The 1,201-nt window shown below is 47.5% G+C and carries 2 protein-coding genes; both read right to left on the bottom strand.

The window, feature by feature from the left end:
• Positions 1-820, bottom strand: an 820-nt coding sequence (locus A3750_RS02170) for a TraB/GumN family protein (RefSeq protein ID WP_197474815.1), incomplete at its 3' end; no start/stop codon positions are given.
• Positions 821-881: 61 nt separating this feature from the next.
• Positions 882-1,201: DUF416 family protein (locus A3750_RS02165; protein WP_156498318.1), on the bottom strand; the 320-nt coding region annotated here is incomplete at its 5' end.

Here is a 1,201-nt window from a genome sequence, read left to right as displayed (position 1 = left end):
AACCTTTCTTTTGAAGAAGGTCTACCACGCCCGAGGGGCCAACAAGATGTCCGGCACCAACGACCATAAAGCATACGCGATCGCTAAAGCACTGCTCTAGTTTCTCAGCCATCTGCACGTTGCGCTTAAAAAACAGCACCTCGTAGTAATTCTCCAAACTCGGAAAATCACGCATACCTTCACCGATGGCCAGCTCGTACATGAGATCTGCATCACCCTGTTTCCACGCATCTTCTAGGCCTTTCCACTCACTTTCAAAGTCAGCCATATTCAGCAAAGCATCACTAAAGCTTTCCTCATCGGAGGGTAACTCTGAAATCAATTTAATCTGAAACTCGAAGCTTTCTAGCTCTTCTATTTTTTTGCGGTAACGTGCTTTTTCAAGAAAGTAACTATCGATTCCATACTCAGCGGAATAGCCAAGCACCTGGGCCTGCAGAGCGGCTAATGTTACCCCCAACAAACCAGGCTTGTATCGCGAAAACAACTCACTGGCGTTTTCAATACCGAGACTAGCGAACATGATTTCCACCTGATCTACCAACGCTGGGGACAGTCGGTCCTTATAGCTAACTCCCTCGGGGTAATATGCATACTGCTCTATCAAGGCTTGCTGCGCTTGCGGCTCGACACGCGAATCATCAAGCTCAACCATCAACACATCGGACGCATCAAAACCATCAAGAACGGCACTATTTATCGGGTAAAAACTACCGTTGGCTAAATGCACAGCTCCCATCAAATACGCCTTGTGCAATCCGTCCTTTGAGTTCAGTTCCCACGCAAGACCACGATTCTCCGCATGTGCAAATAGGGCCACACAACACAGGCAACAAACCGTGAGCCGACGAAGCATATTGTTAGAACGCACAATCTTTACATTAATCATCAAGGCTAATCCCTAGGTTACTCCAGCCATCATCTCTTGCGAGTGCACGAAGGTTTCGTAGCAAATCTTTACTCAACTTATCTGAACCTCTCAATAGATCGCACAACGCTTGCTGAAAGCTTAGCTCGCGCACCATAAGCTCATGCTTTTCAAACAGGCGAATCAAAGCATTCTCGTCCAAGCCATCCCCTTCGGTAAACTCTAGGAACTCCGACACCGTAGCAATCGACACCTGGCTTGCTTCTTCAGCTCGCTTTTTGTCTCTGTTTAATGCTGACACGAGCGCCATTTCCCACAACTCTAGGCCGTTAT

This window comes from Oleiphilus sp. HI0079 (assembly GCF_001635105.1).
The sequence above is the reverse complement of the archived record's forward strand: the minus strand, read 5'-3'. Positions and strand labels throughout refer to the sequence as shown.